The sequence below is a fragment of the Bacteroidota bacterium genome, assembly GCA_025059945.1.
Classification (GTDB): domain Bacteria; phylum Bacteroidota; class Rhodothermia; order JANXDC01; family JANXDC01; genus JANXDC01.
In genome coordinates this window covers 111473-132254 of sequence record JANXDC010000012.1, presented here as the reverse complement: position 1 = coordinate 132254, position 20782 = coordinate 111473, and the positions used below count along the sequence as shown (strand labels likewise).

At 63.6% G+C, this 20782-nt stretch carries 16 protein-coding genes and 1 riboswitch; of the genes, 11 read left to right on the top strand and 5 right to left on the bottom strand.

Translation table 11 applies throughout. The features are described from left to right. Window positions 1–56: 56 nt before the first annotated feature. Window positions 57–353, bottom strand: a complete 297-nt coding sequence (locus NZ993_07570) for a hypothetical protein (protein ID MCS7155648.1) — start codon at window positions 351–353, stop codon at window positions 57–59. Between the two features lie 133 nt (window positions 354–486). Continuing rightward, window positions 487–612: riboswitch (SAM riboswitch) on the top strand. A gap of 174 nt (window positions 613–786) precedes the next feature. Between NZ993_07570 and NZ993_07565 the strand changes: the two genes are divergently transcribed. Genes NZ993_07565 through thrA form a run of 3 tightly spaced genes read left to right on the top strand, consistent with a single transcriptional unit; the run spans window position 787 to window position 5642 of the window. Further along, on the top strand, window positions 787–2094 hold the full coding sequence (locus NZ993_07565) for an O-acetylhomoserine aminocarboxypropyltransferase/cysteine synthase (protein ID MCS7155647.1): 1308 nt from the start codon (window positions 787–789) through the stop codon (window positions 2092–2094). Window positions 2095–2103: 9 nt separating this feature from the next. Then, window positions 2104–3186, top strand: a complete 1083-nt coding sequence (metX, locus tag NZ993_07560; GenBank protein ID MCS7155646.1) for a homoserine O-acetyltransferase — start codon at window positions 2104–2106, stop codon at window positions 3184–3186. A gap of 5 nt (window positions 3187–3191) precedes the next feature. Beyond that, the gene (gene thrA / locus NZ993_07555; protein ID MCS7155645.1) at window positions 3192–5642 is read left to right on the top strand and encodes a bifunctional aspartate kinase/homoserine dehydrogenase I; all 2451 of its coding nucleotides are present in this window, start codon (window positions 3192–3194) and stop codon (window positions 5640–5642) included. On the opposite strand, the gene NZ993_07550 is transcribed toward thrA, so the two are convergent. Continuing rightward, a complete protein-coding gene (locus NZ993_07550; GenBank protein ID MCS7155644.1) occupies window positions 5639–6814 on the bottom strand; it encodes a threonine synthase in 1176 nt (391 codons plus the stop codon). The two genes, thrA and NZ993_07550, sit on opposite strands and share 4 nt — an antisense overlap. A gap of 63 nt (window positions 6815–6877) precedes the next feature. Between NZ993_07550 and NZ993_07545 the strand changes: the two genes are divergently transcribed. The 5 genes from NZ993_07545 (at window position 6878) to NZ993_07525 (ending at window position 12378) form a co-directional block, all read left to right on the top strand. Then, window positions 6878–7900: a beta-eliminating lyase-related protein gene (locus NZ993_07545; GenBank protein MCS7155643.1), complete on the top strand. Its 1023-nt coding sequence runs from the start codon at window positions 6878–6880 to the stop codon at window positions 7898–7900. A gap of 47 nt (window positions 7901–7947) precedes the next feature. Further along, the gene (gene alr, locus NZ993_07540; GenBank protein MCS7155642.1) at window positions 7948–9066 is read left to right on the top strand and encodes an alanine racemase; all 1119 of its coding nucleotides are present in this window, start codon (window positions 7948–7950) and stop codon (window positions 9064–9066) included. Then, window positions 9063–9767 (top strand): response regulator transcription factor, encoded by a 705-nt coding sequence (locus NZ993_07535; GenBank protein ID MCS7155641.1) that lies wholly within the window; start codon window positions 9063–9065, stop codon window positions 9765–9767. The genes alr and NZ993_07535 overlap by 4 nt, the downstream gene beginning before the upstream one ends. Beyond that, window positions 9764–11167 carry a HAMP domain-containing histidine kinase gene (locus NZ993_07530; GenBank protein ID MCS7155640.1) on the top strand — a complete coding sequence of 468 codons (1404 nt, stop codon included), beginning with the start codon at window positions 9764–9766 and terminating at the stop codon, window positions 11165–11167. Before NZ993_07535 ends, NZ993_07530 begins: the two co-directional genes overlap by 4 nt. An 83-nt stretch (window positions 11168–11250) precedes the next feature. After that, the gene (locus NZ993_07525) at window positions 11251–12378 is read left to right on the top strand and encodes an aspartate aminotransferase family protein (GenBank protein MCS7155639.1); all 1128 of its coding nucleotides are present in this window, start codon (window positions 11251–11253) and stop codon (window positions 12376–12378) included. 3 nt (window positions 12379–12381) lie between these two features. On the opposite strand, the gene NZ993_07520 is transcribed toward NZ993_07525, so the two are convergent. Both NZ993_07520 and NZ993_07515 read right to left on the bottom strand, forming a co-directional pair. Continuing rightward, a complete protein-coding gene (locus NZ993_07520) occupies window positions 12382–13740 on the bottom strand; it encodes an ABC transporter permease (protein ID MCS7155638.1) in 1359 nt (452 codons plus the stop codon). Continuing rightward, window positions 13727–14389: an ABC transporter ATP-binding protein gene (locus tag NZ993_07515; GenBank protein MCS7155637.1), complete on the bottom strand. Its 663-nt coding sequence runs from the start codon at window positions 14387–14389 to the stop codon at window positions 13727–13729. Before NZ993_07515 ends, NZ993_07520 begins: the two co-directional genes overlap by 14 nt. Window positions 14390–14544: 155 nt before the next feature. Between NZ993_07515 and sucC the strand changes: the two genes are divergently transcribed. The 3 genes from sucC to NZ993_07500 all read left to right on the top strand — a co-directional run bounded on the left by sucC (window position 14545) and on the right by NZ993_07500 (window position 20100). Then, window positions 14545–15729 carry an ADP-forming succinate--CoA ligase subunit beta gene (sucC, locus tag NZ993_07510; protein MCS7155636.1) on the top strand — a complete coding sequence of 395 codons (1185 nt, stop codon included), beginning with the start codon at window positions 14545–14547 and terminating at the stop codon, window positions 15727–15729. 10 nt (window positions 15730–15739) lie between these two features. Beyond that, window positions 15740–17020 (top strand): phosphoribosylamine--glycine ligase, encoded by a 1281-nt coding sequence (purD, locus tag NZ993_07505; protein ID MCS7155635.1) that lies wholly within the window; start codon window positions 15740–15742, stop codon window positions 17018–17020. Between the two features lie 62 nt (window positions 17021–17082). Then, on the top strand, window positions 17083–20100 hold the full coding sequence (locus NZ993_07500) for a hypothetical protein (protein MCS7155634.1): 3018 nt from the start codon (window positions 17083–17085) through the stop codon (window positions 20098–20100). Here NZ993_07500 and NZ993_07495 read toward each other — a convergent pair. Then, on the bottom strand, window positions 20097–20771 hold the full coding sequence (locus NZ993_07495; protein ID MCS7155633.1) for a metal-dependent transcriptional regulator: 675 nt from the start codon (window positions 20769–20771) through the stop codon (window positions 20097–20099). The genes NZ993_07500 and NZ993_07495 overlap by 4 nt on opposite strands. Window positions 20772–20782: the final 11 nt, after the last annotated feature.

Genomic DNA, 20782 nt, shown 5'->3' with positions numbered 1-20782 from the left:
AGATACGCCGGCTTCGCGCCTCGTACAAGGACCTCCATCAACCCTGGGAGATCTACTTAGTTATAGCGCCCGGAGGAGGACCTGTGTCGAGCAGCCAGGATCCAGATCAGCCCCCAGAGAGCGGCCCAGAGCCACGATCCAGAAAGAAGCAGCGCGCTTACGTTGATCCCATACAGAAGATGATAGAACCATTGGGGCACAGGCTCCCCCTGGCGCACGGGCCGCACCCGAAGGCCCATCCCTAGCACTACCAGATGCAACAGCAGAAGTATTACCGTGTATGCGTAGACACCCCACCGTAGGATCGGATGCCCGCTCAGCACGGCTCCTATCACAAGAAGGCAAACCGACACATCCCAACCCGCTTGACGGAACAGGGCAGTGATCCGCATAGGCCTGATGAAACGCGATCGGTGACAAAGGTAAGCCCTTGCATCGCCTTGTGTATAGGGGTTATCTTTGCGCCGTGTTCTTTACGGGATCCAACCGTCATCGAGAAAGGCGGAGGGAACGGGCCCGAAGAAGCCTTGGCAACCTTTCTTCCGGCTGAGGGAAGAAAACGGTGCCAATTCCCGCCCGCTTGGTCTTCTGACCATGCGGGGGAGATGACGGAAGGAGCCGGCGTGTAGAAACCTCAACCCTATCCCAAATACGCGACGCGCCTCTTCCGCATCGACCCTGGAAGAGGCGCGTTTGTTTTTGCGCGCCCTTCCGCTCCAAGGCAGCGTTCGGGCCTAACCCCTCTGAATCAGATTTAAACCAAAACCAAATTCAGGAGGAACACCTATGGAGCGCGCTTACCGTTTCGAGACCCTGCAGATTCATGCGGGCGCTGAACCCGCGCCGGGCACCAACGCTCGGGCCGTGCCGATTTACCAGACCACCTCTTATACCTTCCGGGACGTGGAACATGCCGCGCGGCTGTTCGCGCTTGAGGAGTTCGGCAACATCTACACCCGCATCATGAACCCCACGACGGAGGTCTTCGAGCGCCGCATGGCCGCGCTGGAGGGGGGGGTAGCGGCCCTGGCCACGGCCAGTGGGCAGGCTGCGCAATTTCTAGCCCTCACTACGATCGCGCAGGCGGGGGACAACATCGTCTCCAGCAGTCATCTTTACGGAGGCACCTACAACCAATTCAAAGTCTCCTTCCCCCGGCTGGGCATTGAGGTGCGTTTCGTAGAGGGGGATGATCCAGAGGACTTCCGGCGAGCCCTTGATGAGCGCACGCGCGCTCTGTATGTGGAGACGATCGGTAATCCGGGCTTCGAGATTCCCGATTTTATAGCCCTGGCCGAGATCGCGCATGAACACGGAATACCCCTCGTAGTGGATAATACCTTCGGGTGCGCCGGGTATCTATGCCGGCCCATCGAGTTCGGGGCCGATGTGGTGGTGGCCTCCGCTACGAAGTGGATCGGCGGGCATGGAACGGCCATCGGAGGGGTCATCGTCGACTCCGGGCGTTTCAACTGGGGAAACGGCAAATTCCCGGCCTTCACCGAGCCGGCTCCGGGCTATCACGGTTTGAGTTTCTGGAAGGTCTTCGGTCCCGATAGCCCCTTTGGCAACATCGCCTTTATCATCCGGGCGCGCGTGGAGGGACTGCGGGACCATGGCCCGTGCTTGTCGCCTTTCAACGCGTTCTTGTTCCTGCAGGGCCTGGAGACGCTTTCACTTCGCGTGGAGCGGCATTGCCAAAACACGCTCATGCTGGCGCGCTGGCTGGAGTCCCATCCCCAGGTGGCTTGGGTCAGTTACCCCGGCTTGGAGAGCCACCCTTACCATGAACGGGCCAAGCGCTACCTGCGAAACGGTTTCGGTGGGGTGCTCGCCTTCGGCATCCGCGGGGGCTGGGAGGCGGGGCGCGCTTTTGTGAACAACGTCAAGCTCGCCAGTCACCTGGCCAACGTGGGCGATGTGCGCACGCTCGTGATCCATCCCGCCTCCACCACCCACCAACAGCTCAGCCCAGAGGAGCAGCGCGCGGCTGGGGTGAGTCCGGATATGATCCGGGTTTCGGTGGGCTTGGAGCACATAGAAGACATTATAGCGGATTTCGAGCAGGCCTTCGCCCGCGTCCCGGTGGTCTAGAGGCGACCCATGCTTGCCTGGCGTGCGCATATCGACCCGGATACGCGATTTTGGACCCACCCGGGTCCTTTCAAGCTTGAATGCGGAGCCGTCTTGCCTCATGTACAGGTGGCCTACCGCACGTGGGGGCGTCTGGCAGAGGGGTGCGTAAACGCCGTGCTCGTCTGTCATGCGCTCACGGGCTCGGCCGACGCCGATCGCTGGTGGGCCGGCCTCATAGGTCCAGGCCGGGCTCTTGATGTGGAGCGCGATTACATCGTCTGCTCCAACGTGCTGGGCAGCTGCTACGGGACCACGGGGCCGCTTAGCCCCAGGGCTAAGGGTCGGGACCCTTGGGGTCCGGATTTTCCGCCGATTACGATCCGGGATATGGTGCGGCTGCAGGCGGTGCTTTTGGAGCATCTGGGCGTGCGCCGGCTGCGGCTTGTCGTGGGCGGATCCATGGGTGGCATGCAAGCGCTTGAGTGGGCCCTGTTGTATCCGGAGCGGGTGGAGGCCGTCGCCGCGATCGCCGTCTCGGGTCGGCATTCGGCCTGGTGCATCGCCATCAGCGAGGCCCAGCGGCAGGCCATTTACGCTGATCCCCGTTGGCAAGGAGGGCGTTATTACCCTGGGCCGGGGCCCGAGGCGGGCTTGAGCGCGGCGCGCATGATGGCGATGTGTCTGTACAGGAGCCCCGAGAGCTTCGCGCTGCGCTTTGGTCGCAACCTGCAGCCGGAGGCCGACTGCTTCGCCGTGGAGAGCTATTTGCGCTATCAGGGTCGCAAACTTGTGCACCGCTTCGATGCCAATAGCTACGTGCTGCTTACACGCGCCATGGATAGCCATGATCTGGCGCGCAGCCGCGGGCCCTATGAGGCGGTGCTCCGTTCCATAGCGCATCCTACGCTTGTGGTGAGCATCCCAACGGATAGGCTCTACGTGCCGGAAGAGCAACGGGAGCTTGCGCGGCTCATACCCAACGCCCGGCTTGTCGAGTTGGACTCCCCCCATGGACATGACGCGTTTCTGATCGAGACCGAGCGCCTGGGGGCGCTTCTGGCGCGTTTTCGCGCCGAACTGGGACATTGGGCTTGTCGCAGAACGGGGTAAGGGCGATGCGTGTGCTCAAATTCGGGGGCACCTCGGTGGGTTCTCTTGATCGCTTCGCCGTGGTGCTTGAGATCATCGAACGCGCCGCCCGCCGGGAGCCCGTTGTGGTGGTGCTCTCGGCGCTAAGCGGGGTGACCAACGGGCTACTACAGGCCATCGAGTGGGCGCTCGGGCGCGACCGCTCCTGGGAAGGCTTTCTGCAGGAGCTGCAAGCCCGTCATGCGGCCTACGTGGCGCGCTTTGCGCGGCCTGAGGCCTGTTCGGAGCTTTTGAAGGAGCTTACGCGGTGGATCGCGGATCTGCGCCAGTGGCTCGCCGGAATAGAGCAACTGGAGGAGTGCTCCCCTCGGGTGCGGGACCGGATCTTGGGCGTAGGCGAGCGGCTTTTGGTGCCGATCGCAGCCGAGGCCCTGCAGGCCCGCGGTCTGTCGGCTCAGGCCTGGGATGCCACCCGGCTCATCCGCACCGACGCCGCGCATGGAGAGGCCAACGTGGACTGGGAGGCCACGGAGGCCCTTGTGCGCGCCTACCTGCTTCCGCTCCTGGAAAGCCAAATCCCCGTGGTCACCGGTTTTATCGGGGCCACCGAGGAGGGCGTGCCGACGACGCTCGGGCGGGGCGGCTCCGATTACACGGCCACGCTTCTGGGGGCCGCCTTGGGCGCCGATGTCGTAGAGATCTGGACGGACGTCGACGGGGTGCAGAGCGCCGATCCTCGCCTGGTGCCGGAGGCTTTCGTGCTGCCGCGCATCAGCTACCGCGAGGCGGCGGAGATGGCCTACTTCGGGGCCAAAGTTTTGCATCCGAAAACGATGCACCCTTTGGAGCGGCGCCGTATTTCGGTCTGGATCAGAAACACCTTTCGCCCCGAAGCGGAGGGCACGTGGATCGGCCCCGAATCGGAGCTCTGGGAGGGCTGCGTAAAGGCCATCACCTCTTTGGATGAGGCCGCGCTGCTGACCATCGAGGGCTATGGGCTCATGGGCGGGGCCCGGCTGGCCGCGCGTCTTTTTGGGCTCCTGGACCGGTTGGGGGTGTCGGTGATCCTCTCCAGCCAGGCCTCCTCGGATGAGTCCATCTGCTTTGTCGTGCGGGCCGATCAGGCCCGAGCCGTGCTTCGGGCTCTGTATAGGGAGTTCGCCCCCGAACTGGCGGGGGGGCAGATCCGATCGATCGCCCTTCGGGAGGGCATCGGGGTTGTGGCGGCCGTGGGAAGCGGCATGGAGCAGCAAGCCGGTATCGCGGGGCGTTTTTTCGGCGCCCTGGGCCGAAGCCGCATCAACGTGTTGGCCGTCTCCGATGGAGCTTCGCATCAGAGCGTCTCGGTGGTCCTGGATCGGGCCGATCTGCGCAAGGCCGTCTCCGTCTTGCACGGGGCTTTCTTTTTGTCTCACAATCGGGTTTCGCTTCTTCTAGCCGGTCCAACAGGTCAGGTGGGACGGGCGCTATTGCGCCAGCTGCGCGCACGCCACCCTTGGCTGCTTGAGGCTCTGCGCCTGGAGCTGCGTCTAGTGGGCGTTATCACGCGCAGCCGGATGCGCTTCGATCCCAATGGGTTGCCTTTGGATGATCGGCTCTGGGAGCTATTGCAGACAGGTCCAGAGGCGGATTGGGAGGCGCTGTTGCATCAGCTCCAGGAGACGCGCCTAGAACACGCCATCTTGGTCGACTGCACGGCAAGTGAGGCCGTCGCCCGGCGTTATGAAGCCTGGCTCAGGGCCGGTGTGGCCGTGGTCACGCCCAATAAGTTCGCCAATACGCTGGAATGGACCTATTACGAACAACTTAAGCAGCTCTCCGAGCGCGGCGGTGTGCCGTATCGCTACGAGACCACCGTGGGCTCGGCCATGCCTCTTGTGCAAACCGTAGAGGGCCTGCGGCGCACCGGGGACCGGCTGCACAGGCTTGAGGGGGTGCTATCGGGTACGCTTTCGTTTGTTTTCGAGCAGCTGCGCCGGGGTGTTTCGTTCTCCCTTGCCGTGCGACAGGCCTACGAGCGAGGCTATACCGAGCCCCATCCGATGGCCGATCTAAGCGGGGAGGATGTGGCGCGCAAGCTGCTTATTTTGCTCCGCGAGGCGGGCTGGCGCCTGGAGCGATCCGATATCGCGGTCGAGCCGCTTTTCTGCCACCAGGAAGACGACCTAGAACGCTTCTGGGGCCTTTTGGCCCAGGAAGATGAGCGCTGGATGAGGCGGCTGCAAGCCGCCCAGCAGAGAGGCCGGGAGCTGGCCTATGTGGCGCGCTTCAACGGGCAAGTGGCGACCGTGGGGGTGGCCGAGGTGGATCCGAATGGACCGCTGGGCCATCTGACGTCCGGGGAGAACATCGTGGTGCTGTACACGGATCGATACCGCGAGCTGCCCCTCATCGTGCGCGGACCGGGAGCAGGAGCCGAGCTGACCGCAGCCGGGGTGCTGGCCGATATCCTACAGGCCGCCCGGGAGCTGGTCTAGTCCCAGAGCAGGCTCTCCAGGACCTCGACGTACTTATAGGCGCTGCCTGTATTGAAGAGCACCACCTCCTCGTCTTCTCGGATGCGGCCCGCTTGGCGCAGCCTTCGATAGGCGGCCCAGGTGGCCGCGCCCTCGGGGCACAACAGCAGGCCCTCGATGTGGGCCACTTCGCGCATGGCCTCCTGGATTTCCGCATCGGATACGGCCAGGGCCCCGCCGCCGGTGCGACGCACCAGATCCAGCATCAGGAAATCTCCTATCGCGGCCGGCACCCGAAGCCCGGAGGCGATCGTGTGCGCCGCATCCCAGGGCCGCGCCTCGGGGCTCTGTTCCTCAAAGGCTCGCACAAGCGGAGCGCATCCGGAGGCCTGAATCAGAAACAGGCGCGGCCGTTCGGGCCCGATCCAGCCCATCTCGGCCATCTCGTCGAAGGCCTTGCCCATGCCGATAAGGCCGGTTCCGCCTCCGGTGGGGTAGAGCACGACGTCCGGCAGGCGGCCAAGCTGTTCGAAGAGCTCATATCCCAGGGTCTTTTTGCCCTCCAGACGATACGGTTCGCGCAGCGTGGCCAGGGAGAACAGCTCCGGATGCGCGGCCCGATAGGCCTCCAGGGCCCGGGCGCAGTCGGCGATCGTACCCGGCACCAGGTGCACTTCGGCTCCCAGCAGGCGGCATTCGAGCACGTTGGCCTTGGGCGTATCCTCGGGCATAAAGAGCGTGCAGCGCAGCCCAGCTTGGGCGGCATAGGCGGCGGCCGCTCCAGCGGCGTTTCCCGCCGAAGGCAGGCCCACGTGCCGAATGCCCAACTCCAGGGCCCGGCTGATGGCCACCGACAGGCCCCGGGCCTTGAAGCTCCCCGTGGGGTTGCGCGATTCCTCTTTCAGCCAAAGCGCGCGCTGCCCATAGCGCTGCGCTAGGCCTCTAAGCGATAGCAACGGAGTCCAGCCTTCGAGTCGGCTTATGCGATTGCGTTCCTCTCGGACGGGCAACAGCTCCGCATAGCGCCACAGAGAGGGGGGTCGGCTTCGCATAACCTCAGGGCGCAACCGCTCGGCGCACGCCCGCAGGTCGTAGCGCGCCCAAAGCGGCTTAGCGCAGGCTCTACAGACCGTTTGGGGTCGATCGGCCTCATGGTGAAGCCCACATCGGCTGCAGATTAAATCAAGCAGCATCGAGGTTCCCTTTTCTCTGCAAAGCCGCGCTAAATTGACCCGCTAGAAGGCCAAAAGTCCAGGATGCGTCCCATTGATCTGCGCAGCGACACCGTTACGCGTCCTACGCCGGGCATGCTGCGGGCCATGGCGCGCGCGGAGATGGGCGATGACGGCTTTGGCGAAGACCCCACGGTGCGACGCCTAGAGGAGGAAGTGGCCGCCCTGCTCGGACAGGAGGCCGGCCTGTTTGTGCCCAGCGGCACGATGGGCAACCAGATCGCTCTGCAGCTTTGGACCACACCGGGTGAAGAGGTGCTCTTGGATGCCGAAGCGCACATCCTGCATTACGAGGGCGGGGCGCCGGAGCGTTATGCGGGCGTGCGTCTAAGGCCCATCCCGGCCCCCCGAGGTCTTATTCGGGCCGAGCAGCTCTCCGTGCGCGGGGAGGCCGACTGGGAGGCGCGCACCCGGCTGTTGTGTCTGGAGAACACCCACAACCGGGGCGGCGGCGCGGTCTATCCGGTCCAGCTTTTTCGGGAGACGGTAGAGCGAGCGCGCGCTTTGGGCTTGCGCGTGCATTTGGACGGAGCCCGGCTCTGGAACGCCCACGTGGCCACGGGCGAGCCCCTGCAGGCCTGGGCTCGGCTTGTGGACTCCGTTATGGTCTCCTTTTCCAAAGGGTTGGGCGCTCCGGCCGGATCCCTGCTGTGCGCCTCTGAGGAGGCGATTCAGGAGGCGCGCCGCATCCGCAAGCGCATGGGCGGGGGTATGCGTCAGGTTGGCCTGCTGGCGGCAGCCGCCCTGTATGCGCTCCGAAACGGCCATCTTGAAATGTTGCGAGCCGATCACGAAAAGGCGCGCCGTTTGGCCGAGGGTCTGGCGGAGTTCCCCGGTTTGCACGTGGCGGTGCAGACCGTGCAGACGAACATCGTGCTGATTGAGCTTCTGGATCAGCCTGCGGAGGCGTTCGTAAGGAAGCTCGCCGCTGTGGGGGTCTGGATGGTGCCGTTCGGTCCGGCCTGCGTGCGCGCGGTAACGCACCGGGACGTTTCCATGCACGACATCGAGGAGGCGCTGCGTCGCATCAGGCGGATCCGTATTTGAGCAGACGCTCGTGGCTCGTGCTATTTTAAAAACGTTGGGCCGTTTCCATGAAGCAGCCCGTTCACAAAGGCCCGATTAGCGCGCCCCAGGCGCAGGTGTGCTTGCGGACGGTGCAGCGCAACCTCCTCGCGCTGCGTCGCCGAATGCACCCTGCGGTGCGCATTGTCGCCGTGGTCAAGGCCGATGCCTACGGCCATGGGGCCGTTGCCGTGGCCCGAGCGCTTCGGCAGGTGGGCGTGGAGCATTGGGCTGTGGCCAGCGTGCAGGAGGCCGTAAAGCTACGCGAGGCGGGCATAGAGGGGGCGATACTGGTCTTGGGCGTGCCCCTGTATGCGGAGCTGCCCTTGTATGAACGCTACGGATTAGAGCTTGCCGTCACGAGCCCAGAGGTGGCCGAATGGGTCCTGCAGGGAGCTTATCGGCTTACCGTGCACGTAGAGGTGGACACGGGCATGGCGCGCCTGGGGTTGAGTCCGGAGTGCGTGCCTTCGTATTGGGAGCGCCTCAAGGCCCATCCCTCGGTGCGTCTGGCGGGCCTGTATACGCACTTCGCCTCCGCCGATGAACCGGAAAACCGACAGACGCGCGAGCAGATCCGTCGCTTTCGGGCTCTGTTGAGCAGGTTGAGTCCCGATGGGGTGATGGTGCATGCGGCCAATTCGGCCGCGATCGTGCACTATCCGGAGGCCCATTTCGACGCGGTGCGACCCGGTCTGGCCCTTTATGGATATGCCCCCAATCCCCTCTTGCAGGCCTCAAGCGGACTGGAGCCCGCCTTGCGTTTTGTGGGGCGCGTGGTTGCGCTGCGCCGCCTGGCCCGAGGCGCAAGCGTGGGCTATGGGGCCACCTGGCGAGCGCCCCGGCCCACGGTGATCGCCACCGTTAATGCGGGGTACGCCGACGGAATAGATCGTCGGCTCTCGAACCGAGGCTTTGTTGAGATCCACGGCCGTCGCTATCCCATTGTAGGGCGCGTGAACATGGACTTCGTGATGGTCGAGGTGGGCCCTCAAAGTCCGGTTCGCTTTGGAGACCCCGTTGTGCTCTTTGGCAGTCCCAACTGGCATGCCTGGCATTGGGCGGAGGTTTTGGATACGACGCCGTATGAGGTGCTAACCCGCCTGGGGGCCCGCGTGGAACGCGTCTATGAGGGAGATGGGGAATGAGCGCATCGGCTCCGCGTATTTTGGTCGTAGAGGACGAAGAGGACGTGGCCCAGGTCATCGCGCACTTTCTGCGTCAGGAGGGCTACGAAGTCGAAGTGGCGTACGATGGGCTGGAGGCCTGGCAGCGGCTCAGCCCTGAGCACGCCCTCGTTGTGCTCGATGTGATGTTGCCCGGCATAGATGGCTTTGAGCTCTGCCGGCGCATACGGGAGCAGGCCAGTCTGCGGCAGATTCCGATTTTGTTTCTGACGGCGCGTGCTGAGGAAGAAGATCAAATTCGGGGTTTGGTCGAGTTCGGGGGAGATGGCTATTTGACCAAACCCATTAGCCCAGCTGTGCTCGTGGCGCACGTAAAGGCCATGCTGCGGCGGCGTCTGGAAGAGGAGTCGGCCGAGGTGCTCCGGGCCGGGGAGCTGGAGCTTCACCTGAAGGAGCTGCGGGCCTCGCTTCGAGGTCAGGCTTTGCCTCTAACGCATACGGAGTTTCGCTTGCTAGCCCATCTTATGCGCCATCCGCGGATCGCACACAGCCGCGAAGCCCTTCTGGAGCAGATCTGGCAAGAGGGGGCCGTGATGGTGACGGATCGCACCGTCGACGCCCATATAAAGAACATCCGGGAAAAACTCGGACCGTACGCCCCTTGCATCCAGACCGTGCGCGGAGTGGGATACCGATTCGTAGACCCCGCGGAGCTCCAATGAGGTGGCGGCTTGGCCTGCGGGCCCGTATTACGCTCACCTTTCTAGCCCTTGTGGGGCTAGGGGTCCTCATGACGGGGTCCTATGCGATCCTGGTGCTGCGGAACAACATCACGCAGCAGACCCTGCGAAGGCTCCAACAGGAGGCGGCTTGGGTGATTTCGGAGCTGGCCCGGAGCCCCTCTGGGCCGCCGGCACCGGAGCAATTCAGGATGTTCAGCTTACAGCTGGACCGCCACGTCACGATCGCCCGCGGCGAGTCGATCTGGCTTGACGTGTATCGAAACCATGTGCTGCGGGATTCCGGGTTTTTTCAAGCCCCCGAGGTGCGTGCGCTGCGTTTAACCGGCTCAGCTCATGCTTGGCGCGATGAGCTGGGCTGGGGCCGAATGCTTTACGTGGCGCTGCGCGCTCCAGAAGGAGGCTGGATTGTGCGCATCGGGATACCGGAGCGAGAGATGAGCGAGCCGATCCGGCAGATGCGCTGGGTCATTTACTCCGGTATGCTATTCTCCATTCTGCTAGCGGCCCTGGCCAGTTGGATCGTCTCTAGCCGCATCACGAAGCCCATTCGGCAGATCGCCCGGGGGGCTCGCACGATCGCGGAGGGAGACCTGGACCATCGCATCGTGGTCCGGCAGCGCACGGAGTTAGGAGATCTGGCTGAGGACGTCAACCGGATGGCCGAACGGCTGCGCGCCCAAATTCAGGAGCTTCGGCGGCTGGCTCAGCTGCAAAACGAGTTCTTGGGCAATGTCTCACACGAGGTCAAAAACCCCCTGTTTGCCCTGCAGGGATACGTGGAGGCCTTGGGATCGGGTCAACTCAGCCCGGAGCAGCGCCGGGAGTTCGCGCAAAGGGCGCTTCGGAACGTAGAGCGGCTCAATCGGTTGTTTTCGGACCTGATTGAGATTTCCCGCCTTGAATACCGTGAGGACGTGCTGCACTGGGAGGTCTTCGATTTTCAGGAGCTTGTGCGCGAGGCGGCGGAGACCGTACTGGCTCGGGCCCAGGAGAAGGGGCTTCAGCTGCATTACGAGAACCCGTCTACCTTCGTACGCGGAGACCGGGCTCGATTGCAGCAGGTCCTGGTAAACTTGGTAGAGAACGCGGTGGCGTATACGGATCGGGGGCATATTTGGGTGCGGCTTATTCCGAAGGGCGATCGGGTGCTCGTTGAGGTTGAGGATACGGGTCGGGGAATACCGGCGGAGCATGTGCCGCGCATTTTCGATCGGTTTTACCGGGTTGATCGGGCCCGTTCCCGCAGGGAGGGCGGCACCGGCCTTGGGTTGAGCATCGCCAAGAAGATCGTCGAGGCCCATGGATCGCGCATAGAGGTCCACAGCGAGCCGGGCCGGGGTTCGCGGTTTTGGTTTGCCTTGCCGACGGGATCGGCGTAAAGGGGGTTATGGGCTTCTCAAAATCCGTTATGGCACTACAAAAACAATTCTCCAAGCACCTTGCGCAGACCAGCCCGGAGCCGATGGGTTTGGAGGTAGAATGCGCTGAGGGCGTATGGATACAAACGACCGATGGCCGACGCTTTATCGATCTGATTGCGGGCATCTCGGTTTCGACCCTGGGGCATCGGCATCCTCGGGTGCTGGAGGCGATCGAGCGGCAGCTAGCCCGACACCTGCATGTGATGGTTTACGGGGAGTTTATCATAGAAAGCCAGGTGCGTTTAGCCTCTACGCTGGCTGCGCATTTGGCGGAGCGTCTAAACTGCGTCTACTTTACGAATTCCGGGGCGGAGGCCGTAGAGGGGGCGCTGAAGTTGGCGCGCAAGCGCACCGGGCGCGCGCTGTGGGTCTGCCTGGAGGGGGCCTATCACGGGGACACGTTGGGAGCGCTTTCGGTATGCGGCTGGGAGCGGTATCGGGTCCCCTTTAAACCGTTATTGCAATCGAAAACAATACAACCAAACAACTTCAAGGACCTAACTCAGATAGACCGATCCGTGGCAGCCGTTATTGCGGAACCGATCCAGGCGGAAGCCGGCATGCGTGCGCTTGATCCCGAATGGCTAAAAGCGGTCCGGGAACGCTGCGATGAGGTAGGGGCGCTGTTGATTTTCGATGAAATCCAAACCGGTCTGGGTCGAACGGGAACGTTATTCGCCTACGAGCATTACGGGGTGATCCCCGACATCCTGTGTTTGGCGAAGGCCCTTGGAGGCGGCATGCCCTTGGGGGCCTTCGTTGCGGATCGGGAGCTTATGTGGACGCTAGCCCATGATCCCCCGCTATCGCACATCACGACCTTCGGAGGTCACCCCGTAAGCTGCGCCGCGGGGCTAGCGGCCCTTCAGGTGCTTATCGAGGAGCGCCTATGGGAGCGCGCGCGTTGGATTGAGCAGACCACGCGTCGGTTTCTTGAGTCGCATCCGGCTGTACAGGAGATCCGCGGCCGAGGGGCGCTTCTGGGCATCGTTCTCAGGGATCAAGAAGGCGCCCGCAGGGCGGTGCGCAAGGCTCTGCAGGCGGGGTTGATCATCGGGGGCACGCTGCATACGGATAACGTACTGCGCATTGCTCCGCCGCTGATCATCAGCGAAGAGGAGCTTACGACCGCCCTCCGGATCTTGCAGGACGTCCTGGCCTGCCTGTGATCTTCAGACGTGGCGCAACGCTACGAGCACATCCACACGGCCGGCTCGCCGAGCGGGCCACCAGCCCGCAACAAGCCCCACCAAAAGGGTCAGCAGCGCGACCCCCAGAAGCATCTGCGGCGTAATGTGGAAAAACTCCACATACGGTATTCCGTGTCGACCCAGGTAGTAATTGGCCAGGGCGTTGATAACCTCCGCAATAGCCCATCCCAAAAGCCAACCCACCAGACCGCCTAAGAGCCCCAGAAGAGCGCTTTCCAGCAGAAAGAGCCGCTGGATGTCGCTTTCGTAAGCCCCGAGGGCCTTCAGCATGCCGATCTCCCGAAAGCGCTCCAGCACGTTCATGCTCATCGTGTTGGCGATACCCAAGCTGGCCACCAGAAGGGCGATGGCGCCTATCACGAAAAGCGCCAGGTCCACAAGCCAGAAGAGCCTGTCGAGCTCGGCAAACTGCTCTCGGAAGCTGCTCACGTACACCCCATGGGAGGCGATGGCCCGACGCACCGCGTCATGGGCTCGCATGTCGGCCAGCTGCACGCGCAGGGCGCTGTAGCCCGAAGCGCCGGCCCGACGAAGCAACAGATCCACGGTGGAAAAGAACGTAAGCTTCTGCATCCCTCGGGCCACCTCCAAGGGCATGACGACCCGAAAAACCCCCGCTATGGGCTGTCCTGCGGCATCCCAGACGCCTCGAATGCGCACGGAGTAAGAGACGATGCGAATAGGTAGCTCCCCGCTAAAGAACCCCAATCCACCCCAGAGGGCGCGCTGCAAGGCCCCCCAGTCCAGGGTGGCCGTGAGCATGCGCACGCGCTTTCCGATGGCCTCTTCAGGCCGAGCAAAGCCCAGGCGTTCGGCCATGGAGGCGGAGATGAGGATCGCCGTGTCGGCGGGACCCGTGAAGAAACCGCCCCATCGGGGCCGATAGCTGGGCAACCGAGCGAAGGCAAGCGGAACGGCCTCGACGCCGCCGGCTATCTCCCGGCCGTTGGCCTGGAGCCGAACCGGAAATTGTACTTCCGGATAGACGGCCAACACCCCGGGAATACGGCTCAAGACGGCCGCAAGCGAGTCGGTCAAGGGGACTACGGGCCGATTGGAATCGGAGTCCGACTCCAAGGAGCGATACAGAAAGTCCTCCGGTGTATCAAAAGGGCTCGGTTGCGAGGTCACGCGAAGCGTGTTGTATAGCTCCAGGGCCTCAAACTGGGCGCGGGCGTTTCGGCGAAGCCCCGATCCGTAAGCAAGCAACGTCAACAGGGCCATGGCCCCTACGGATACCCCAAGCAGGGTCATGAGGGTGCGCGCGCGATTTCGGGCAAGCCCCAGCAAGGCGAGCCGCACAAGGTCAAAGGGAGACATCTTCGATCACCGCTCCGTCTTGCAGTCGGACAAGGCGTTGCGCGAAGGGTTGGGCCTCGGCTACATCGTGCGTAACGAGTATGACGGTTTTGCCTTCCTCTCGGTGAACGCGGGCCAGCATTTGAAGCACTTCGGCTGCCGTGTGAGAATCCAAGTTGCCCGTGGGCTCATCGGCCAGCAACAGAGGGGGATTGAGCGCCAAGGCGCGGGCGATCGCGACGCGCTGCTGTTCTCCGCCGGAGAGCTCCGTTGGCCGATGGGCGCTTCGCTCTCGCAGCCCCACCAGCTCCAAAAGCGCATCGGCCCTCCGAAGGCGTTCCCTTTTGGACCAGCCCGCCAACAGAAGCGGAAGTTCGACGTTCTCGCGGGCCGTCATAGTGGGAATAAGATGAAAGCCCTGAAAGATCATCCCGACCGTCTGACGTCGATATGAGGCCTGCTCCTTTGCCGTGAGCCGATCCAGCTGCCAGGGTCCGACCGCGATCGTTCCCGCACTAGGCCGGTCCATAGCGGCGATGAGATGAAGCAAAGTGGACTTACCGGAGCCGCTTCGGCCGACAAGCAACACAAACTGGCCGGGATGGATCTCCAGATCCACCCCGCGTAGAGCGCGCACCGAGGTACGGCCCATCGGGTAAGACTTGGTCACGCCCGCTAAGCGCACTTGCATACACGATCCCGGGTTCGCAACGGCCAGCCCATAAACACGCCGACGAGGCTTTCGGTTCTGCTGTCGCCCGGTTGCCCGGACTTTTCGGCCCTTCGTATGTTCGCTCCGGTCCCAGAAGCGGAGAGCAGGCGCTCATGAAGATCCACGAATATCAGGCCAAGGAGCTGCTTAAGCGTTACGGTGTAGCCGTACAGGACGGCTACGTGGCCTTCAGCGTAGAAGAGGCCCTAGAGGCCGCTCAGCGCTTAGAGCGAGAGCGAGGGGTTTCGGCATGGGTCGTTAAGGCCCAAATCCATGCCGGCGGCCGCGGCAAAGCAGGCGGCATTAAGCTTGCCCGCAGCCTCGAAGAGGTGCGCCAAAAGGCTCAGGCGCTGCTTGGGGCGCGGTTGATCACCCCGCAGACCGGCCCCGAGGGTCGGATCGTGCGACGGCTCTTCATCGCCGAGGCCCTGGATATAGAGCGCGAGTATTATCTGGGCATCACCCTCGATCGTTCCCGAAGCCAAAACGTTCTTATGGCCTCTCCAGAAGGCGGGGTCGAAATCGAGGAGGTCGCCCGCCAGGCGCCAGAGAAGATCCTCAAAGAGTGGATCGACCCCGCAGTTGGGCTGGCCCCGTTCCAGGCCCGCAAACTAGCCTTCGGCCTGGGCTTTACGGCCGGTGAGCAGTTTGCGCAGGTGGTGCGCATGATCGAGGCGCTTTATCGGGCCTATGAGGAGCTCGACTGCTCTTTGGCTGAGATCAACCCGCTTGTGCTCACCCGGGATGGACGGGTGCTGGCCTTGGATGCCAAGATCAGCTTTGATGATAACGCGCTCTTTCGTCATCCCGACTACGCGGAGCTGCGGGACCTCAACGAGGAGGATCCTCTGGAGGTCGAAGCCTCCCGTTATGGGCTAAACTACGTCAGGCTTGACGGCAACGTGGGCTGCATGGTCAACGGGGCCGGCCTGGCCATGGCTACGATGGACATCATCAAGCTCGCGGGCGGGGAGCCGGCTAACTTCCTAGACGTAGGAGGGGGAGCAAGCCCAGAAACCGTTGAAGCCGGCTTTCGCATCATCTTAAGCGATCCCCACGTCAAGGCGATCCTGGTGAACATTTTCGGGGGTATTGTGCGCTGCGATCGCGTGGCCGCCGGCATTATAGAGGCCGCGCGCAAGGTCGACGTGCGCGTGCCGCTCATCGTGCGCCTGCAGGGCACGAACGCGGACTTGGCGCGGCGCATGCTGGCCGAATCCGGGCTTAACCTGATCCCCGCTACCGAGCTTGAAGAGGCCGCGCAAAAGGTCACGCAGGCCCTGACCGCCCAGGTTTAGCCAAACCTCTATGAAGGTGCTCGTAATCGGTTCCGGTGGTCGTGAACACGCCCTGGTGTGGGCGCTTTCTCGCATCCCGGGCCTTCGGCTGTACTGCGCCCCCGGTAATCCGGGAACGGCGCAGCTTGCGCAAAACGTGCCCATATCGGCCGAGGACATAGCGGGGCTTTTGGCCTTCGCCCGTCAAGAGGGCATCGACTGCACCGTCGTAGGACCAGAGGCTCCGTTGGTAAACGGGATCGCGGACGCCTTTCACGGCCAATCCCTTCGTCTGGTGGGGCCTAGCGCGGCCGCCGCCCGTTTAGAGGGCAGCAAGGCCTTTGCCAAGGCCTTTATGCGGCGATGGCAGATCCCCACGGCCCCGTTTGGGGTCTTCGATGAAGGAACGATCGCCGAGGCTTGTCGGTTCTTGCGCACCTTTCCGGGCCCTTACGTGCTGAAGGCCGATGGCCTAGCCGGCGGCAAGGGGGTCATCATTACGGATTCGATCCAAGAGGCGGAACAGGTGCTCACGCGCATGCTCCGGGGGGAGCTTTTCGGTCAGGCGGGCAGGCGAGTCGTAATCGAACGCTTTCTACGGGGACAGGAGGCCTCCGTATTCGCCCTCGTCGATGGTGAGCGCTATGGGCTGCTGCTTCCGGCTCAGGATCATAAGCGCATAGGCGAGGGCGACACCGGTCCCAACACAGGCGGCATGGGCGCCTACGCGCCGACACCGCTCGTTGACGAGGCCGCCATGGCGTGCATTCGAGAGCGCATCCTGGAGCCCACGCTCGCAGGCATGGCCGCTCAGGGGACCCCGTATACGGGCTTTCTCTACGTAGGCCTTATGCTCACAGACGAGGGGCCCTACGTGATCGAGTACAACTGCCGGCTAGGTGACCCAGAAGCCCAGGTGGTGCTCCCCTTGTGGCGCAATCCGGAGCTTATGTTGGAGGAGCACCTGCCAGAGGGAATAGCGCTGGAACAGGAAGCCGGTTATGCTGCCTGCGTGGTGCTCGCCTCATCCGGATATCCCGGTCCGTATCAGACGGGCTTCCCCATCTCGGGATTAGATCAGGTGCCGGAGGGCGTGCTCGTCTTCCATGCCGGCACGCGTCAGGACGCCTCAGGCGCACTCCTTACGGCTGGCGGCCGGGTGCTGGGGCTTACCGGGCTTGGCGGGACGCTGGCCGAGGCCCTTGAGCGGGCCTACGCGGCGGCGCAGGTCGTGCGCTTTTCCGGCATGTGCTATCGGCGCGACATCGGCCGCAAGGCCCTGGAACTGATCGCATCGCCGCCCCATCGATGAGGGCCTGCGGATGCTCGGAAGCTTTTTGGAAGCGAGGACGTCGCATCGGCGCGACGCTGGGATTGCTCCTGTTCGGACCGATTAGCCCCGTTCAGGCCCAACAGGTCCCTCCAGACAGCGCAAAACGGGCCTTTCCCGATACCCTGCAGTTGGCTTTGGATAGCCTCTGGACGCTCAAACCGGATCCGGTGATGAGGGCTTCTCAGGAGCCCAGAGTGGCTTCAGGCGCCGTAAGGCTTCAGGGAAATCTGCATCGGGGGGTCCTGATGGGATCGGGGCAGGATCCGGTGATGAGCTCAGCTTTGCGCGTGGAGCTGTCAGGGGAGCTAGCCCCTGGTTTGCAGATACGCGGCCTGCTATCGGATCAGAGCGCACCGCTATTGCCCGAGGGTGCCGCGCAACCGCTTCGGCAGTGGGATCGGGTTTTTTTGGCCGTAGAGGGCGCGCGCCTGCGATTGGCTTTAGGCGATATCGAGGCGCAGATGAAGCCTCCGCTTCAGGTTCGCCAGCGCCGCATGCAGGGGCTAGAGTTCGCCTACCGGGACTCGCTGTGGCGGCTTCAGATCGCGGCCGGACTAGAGCGGGGCCGTTTCTGTCGACAGTTTCTGGTGGTGCAGCCGGGTGTTCCGGGTCCCTATTTGCTCCGCGGTGCCCTGGGGGAGCAGGGGATTTGGATTGTGCCGGGCTCCGAGCGCGTCTACTGGAACGGCAGCTTACTAGAGCGCGATCGCGATTACACGTTGGACTACGCCACAGCTGAGCTTCGGTTTACGATGCGGCGTCTGCCTCGGGCAGATACGCGCGTGGAGGTCGAATTTCAATACGCAACCGAGGACCGGCCTCGGGCAATCGGAGGAGCAGAGGTCGAACTGGGGACCTCTGGCCGAGGCCTCCGGCTGGGCTGGATGCGCGAGACGGACCATCCCGAATGGATCCACGCTGTGAGGGCCGAGCCCGTTTCGGCCGGGGACAGGCCCCCATCTGTTCGTTACGTGCGGGCCGATACCCTCTGGAATGGACGACGGATTTCGTTTTGGCGACCTTGGAGCGGCCAGAAGGCCGATACCCTTTACGCCGTACGCTTCCGATACGTAGGAGCCGGCCTGGGCAGCTATGAGCGCTTGGTCCTGCCCGTAAACGGGATCGCCTACCGATGGGTTGGACCCGGACGCGGCCATTATGAGGTGCTTGAGCAGGCGGAGCGTCTTGATCGGCATCGGGCGTTCCTTGAACTCCCCTCGGGCCCTTGGGGGCATCTGCGCCTGGAGGGGCTGTTCGCGCCGACTTCGGATCAGGCCGCTTGGGGGCTTTCGTATCGGGGAAGCTGGCGCCTTGGCACGCTTGTCCCGGGGCGATGGAGCGCAGAACTTTCCCATCGTCCGCCGGAGTTCGGCGGACTCGAAGAAGCCCTGCCCCCGGACTGGGGATACCGGTGGGGGATCTGGGACCGTTCCGTGCGGGTTGCCGATACGCTCCGTTACGGAAGCGGCCTTTACCAAGTGGCCGCCCAAAGCGGCTTCCGCATACGATGGGAAGCGGAGGCCGATCGCGCAAAGGGGGAGCTAGCCGGGCTTCGCAACGGGCCGTACTTTGCGGCGTTGCGTGCAGAAGCGGAGGCGATCCCCCTAGGACCCGTACGCCTCCAAGGCGGATGGCTGCAGCATCGGGACCGGGTGCGCGCAGCGCAACTGCAGGGCGGCTGGTTGGGGCTAGAGGGCAGCTGGGACCTTGGGCCGGGATGGACGCTCTGGATGCAGACGCGCGCAGAGGGCCGACGCGCGCTAGGAAGCCGGCCGGGCGCGTTTCGAGAATTTGAATCGGAACTCGGGCTGCGCTGGACGGCCTTTTCAGCTCAACCCTGGAGCCTATCCATGTATGTGCGTCGGCTTGAGCGCCCCCGAGAGGTCGGCTCCTTTCCGGGATGGCTTCAAACCGGCTGGCGCTCTGAGCTTGAGGAGCTGCACGTGCAGCTTAATCCGGCCCCCTGGCGCCACTCATGGGGCCGGGGCGAGATGGCCCATAGCTACCGATTGGCGCGCGACCACGCAGGCGAAAGCCAAAGCGCATTCGCCTCCGAAGGGCTTCTTACGTGGTGGCCTTCTGGGGCGGGGCTAGCCCAAGAACGCGAGGTGCGGTTTCGCTGGTTTTGGGGGCGAACAAGCCAGCCTGTGCGCGAGGAGCTCTTCCTGTTCGTAGGGCCGGAACTGGGCCAGTACGTCTGGGAAGACCACAATCGGGATGGCCAGGCGCAGCTAGATGAATTTCGGCCGGCTGTGCTGCCGAGGGAAGGGCAATATGCGCGCGTCTGGGTGGCTTCGGATCGCCGGCAGATAGGCCTAGAGGGGCGCGGCCTGTTGTCCTGGCGTTGGTCGGAGGGCTCACACTGGCGCTACAGCGGACAGCTTCGGATGGAACATCAGGCGGCCCTCTCGGGACGTCGCCGGGGTCTGGAGCACGGCCTGGAGCTGTCGCCATGGGGCTTAGATGGGGCGATGGGCCTGCGCCATGAATGGGGCTATGCGCAAGAGAGGACCTTTTTGGGTGAAGCCAGAAAACAGTCCAACCGCCTACTGGCTAACGGTCGCCTTCCTGTGGGAGGTCGTTGGTATGCCGTTGCGGCCCTGGAATGGACTCATGAGCGCAATCGGGCCGAATCCCTGCCGGGACGCGATATCGCCTTATGGCGCTGGCGGGCGGAGCTAAGCGCGCTGGCCCAGCTGCGGCCCATGCAGTATGTGCAAGTAGGGGGGATTGGGGATCAGCGTCGGGATCGTCTAAGTCGCAGCCGCGTGCATGCCTGGGGCCTGGAGGCGCGTGCGCAACGTTCCCTCGGTCCAGGGCCGCTTCAGGCGGAGCTTGAGATGCAGGTGCGCCGCTTAGGTGGGCGTCTTGCGCGCTACGGCTGGGCGGCCTTTGCCCTTACGGAAGGCTTTACGATGGGCTGGAACATGCGCTGGGTGGCGCGTCTTCGCTGGCCGCTTCGCCCCGGTCTGGAGCTGTGGGCCGAATACAACGGCCAGCTCAGCTCGGGCCTACCCTTGCGCGGCTGGGCGCACCTGCAGGCGCGTATGCGCTTCTAGAAGGGCCCCAGGCCAAGGGGCACTACGAGTACGTTCTGAGCCGCGTAGGCGCTCAGCAGCCGCTCCTCTTCGCCCAAGCGCACCTGCATGGAGCCGTCAAAGGCAAAGCGCTCCACCACCTCTAAGCGCGCTCCCGGTTTCAGCCCGATCTTGGCCAGATACCGCAGAAAATCCGGATGGCTATCCGAGGCCCCCAGGACCCGAGCGGACTGACCCACGGGAAGCGAGGCCAGGGCCACGGCCTCGATGCGCTCTATGCGGCCGTGTGCATCCGGGATGGGATGACCGTGTGGGTCGATCTTGGGGTGCCCCAAAAACGCATCCAAGCGCTCCTCCAGCAAAGGGGACTCGACGTGCTCGAGTTGATCGGCGATCTCGTGCACTTGATCCCAGCTAAATCCCAGGACTTCGGCCAAAAACAGCTCCCAAAGTCGGTGGCGGCGCACCACCTGTAGGGCGCGCCTTCGACCGGCCTCTGTGAGCTTTACGCCCTGATAGCGCACATACTCTACGTATTGAGCTTGCGCCATGCGCTTCATGACATCCGTCACGGAGGCCGGTGTCACCCGCATGAGCTCAGCTAGCCGGCTTGTGGTGGGCCGCTCACCTTGCTCTTCTAGGGCGTATATGGCCTTAAGGTAGTCCTCCAAGAGCTTGGGATCGATCCCCATGGACGGCCCTT